2 tRNA genes and 2 rRNA genes are annotated in these 2,573 nt (G+C 54.2%); all 4 read right to left on the reverse strand.

From position 1 onward, the window contains the following. Window positions 1-1,851: ribosomal RNA gene (locus AB0D94_RS37715) — 23S ribosomal RNA — on the reverse strand; the annotation flags it as partial. 247 nt (window positions 1,852-2,098) lie between these two features. Then, a tRNA-Ile gene (locus AB0D94_RS37720) sits at window positions 2,099-2,175 on the reverse strand. Window positions 2,176-2,197: 22 nt separating this feature from the next. Then, window positions 2,198-2,273: transfer RNA gene (locus AB0D94_RS37725), tRNA-Ala, on the reverse strand. 102 nt (window positions 2,274-2,375) lie between these two features. After that, a 16S ribosomal RNA gene (locus AB0D94_RS37730) occupies window positions 2,376-2,573 on the reverse strand; the annotation flags it as partial.

The following is a 2,573-nucleotide window of genomic DNA, read 5'->3' on the forward strand; positions in this document are numbered from 1 at the left end:
TTCGATCAAGAGCTTCGCCTTGCGGCTGACCCCATCAATTAACCTTCCAGCACCGGGCAGGCGTCACACCCTATACGTCCACTTTCGTGTTTGCAGAGTGCTGTGTTTTTGATAAACAGTCGCAGCGGCCTGGTCACTGCGGCCCCCCTTAGCTATTAACCATGGAGGGCGCACCTTCTCCCGAAGTTACGGTGCTATTTTGCCTAGTTCCTTCACCCGAGTTCTCTCAAGCGCCTTAGAATTCTCATCCTGCCCACCTGTGTCGGTTTACGGTACGGTCTGCGTAAGCTGAAGCTTAGGAGCTTTTCCTGGAAGCGTGATATCAGCAGCCTAGCCCTAATGGGCCGGTCCTTAGTCTCAACGTTGCCCCCCCGGATTTGCCTAAGGGGACCGCCTCAACTCTCTCACCAGGACAACCAACGCCTGGCCTGCCTAACCTTCTCCGTCCCTCCATCGCACTTACGCGAGGTGCAGGAATATTAACCTGCTTCCCATCGACTACGCATTTCTGCCTCGCCTTAGGGGCCGACTCACCCTGCGTCGATTAACGTTGCGCAAGGAAACCTTGGGCTTTCGGCGTGCGGGCTTTTCACCCGCATTATCGTTACTCATGTCAGCATTCGCACTTCCGATACCTCCAGCAGACTTCTCAATCCACCTTCATCGGCTTACGGAACGCTCCTCTACCGCGCATACAAAGTATGCACCCCAAGCTTCGGTTCATCGCTTAGCCCCGTTAAATCTTCCGCGCAGACCGACTCGACCAGTGAGCTATTACGCTTTCTTTAAAGGGTGGCTGCTTCTAAGCCAACCTCCTGGCTGTCTGTGCCTTTCCACATCGTTCACCACTTAGCGATGAATTTGGGACCTTAGCTGTGGGTCTGGGTTGTTTCCCTTTTCACGACGGACGTTAGCACCCGCCGTGTGTCTCCCGGATAGTACGTACTGGTATTCGGAGTTTGCCATGGTTTGGTAAGTCGCAATGACCCCCTAGCCATAACAGTGCTCTACCCCCAGTAGTATTCGTCCGAGGCGCTACCTAAATAGCTTTCGAGGAGAACCAGCTATCTCCGGGTTCGATTAGCTTTTCACTCCTAATCACACCTCATCCCCTACCTTTGCAACGGGAGTGGGTTCGGGCCTCCAGTTGATGTTACTCAACCTTCACCCTGGGCATGACTAGATCACCCGGTTTCGGGTCTACTGCCCGCGACTATGCGCCCTTATCAGACTCGGTTTCCCTTCGCCTCCCCTATACGGTTAAGCTTGCCACGAACAGTAAGTCGCTGACCCATTATACAAAAGGTACGCAGTCACCCTTGCGGGCTCCTACTGCTTGTACGCACACGGTTTCAGGATCTATTTCACTCCCTTCACCAGGGTTCTTTTCGCCTTTCCCTCACGGTACTGGTTCACTATCGGTCGGTCAGGAGTATTTAGCCTTGGAGGATGGTCCCCCCATATTCAGACAGGGTTTCTCGTGCCCCGCCCTACTCGATTTCATCGCATCAGCCCCTTCGCATACAGGGCTGTCACCTTCTACGGCGAACCTTTCCAGGTTCTTTTGCTGAAGCTGATGCAACTTAAGGGCTAGTCCCCGTTCGCTCGTCACTACTTAGGGAATCTCGGTTGATTTCTTTTCCTCCGGGTACTTAGATATTTCAGTTCTCCGGGTTCGCTTCCAGCAGCTATGTATTCACTGCAGGATACCTATTGCTAGGTGGGTTTCCCCATTCGGACATCGCGGGATCAATGCTTGTTGCCAGCTCCCCCACGCTTTTCGCAGGCTGCCACGTCCTTCATCGCCTCTGACCGCCAAGGCATCCACCGTGTGCGCTTATTCGCTTGACCATATAACCCCAAGTTGCCTCGGAGCCATAGGGTTCGGGGGTACAAAGCCCGAACTCGAATATAACGACTCAATTAATAAAGTGTCTCTCGACACTCGCCTTAGCCTCTACGACACGTCATGGACATTCCGTCTCAAAACGCTCGCTACATTCCAGTTTTCAAAGAACGCACCGTAGGCCTCAACGCCTTCGATGCTTCAAATCTTTATGTGTGCGCAATTCAGAGTTTTACCGCTCATCCGTCAGGGTGGTGGGTCTGGGAGGACTCGAACCACCGGCCTCACCCTTATCAGGGGTGCGCTCTAACCACCTGAGCTACAGACCCAATGTACTGACTGACTGGCTGGTGGTGGAGCTTGTCGGGATCGAACCGACGACCCCCTGCTTGCAAAGCAGGTGCTCTCCCAGCTGAGCTAAAGCCCCATCGAAACGGGACGGTCCCACGTCACCCTGTGGCGACGAGGAACTCTGAGTGCAGGTCACTTGTGCGGACGTCCGACGAGCAATTTGCTGTCTTTAGTCTCTAAAGGAGGTGATCCAGCCGCACCTTCCGATACGGCTACCTTGTTACGACTTCACCCCAGTCATCGGCCACACCGTGGCAAGCGCCCTCCCGAAGGTTAAGCTACCTGCTTCTGGTGCAACAAACTCCCATGGTGTGACGGGCGGTGTGTACAAGGCCCGGGAACGTATTCACCGCAGCAATTCTGATCTGCGATTACT

It is taken from the genome of Streptomyces sp. NPDC048255 (assembly GCF_040652415.1).
Classification (GTDB): Bacteria; Actinomycetota; Actinomycetes; order Streptomycetales; family Streptomycetaceae; genus Streptomyces.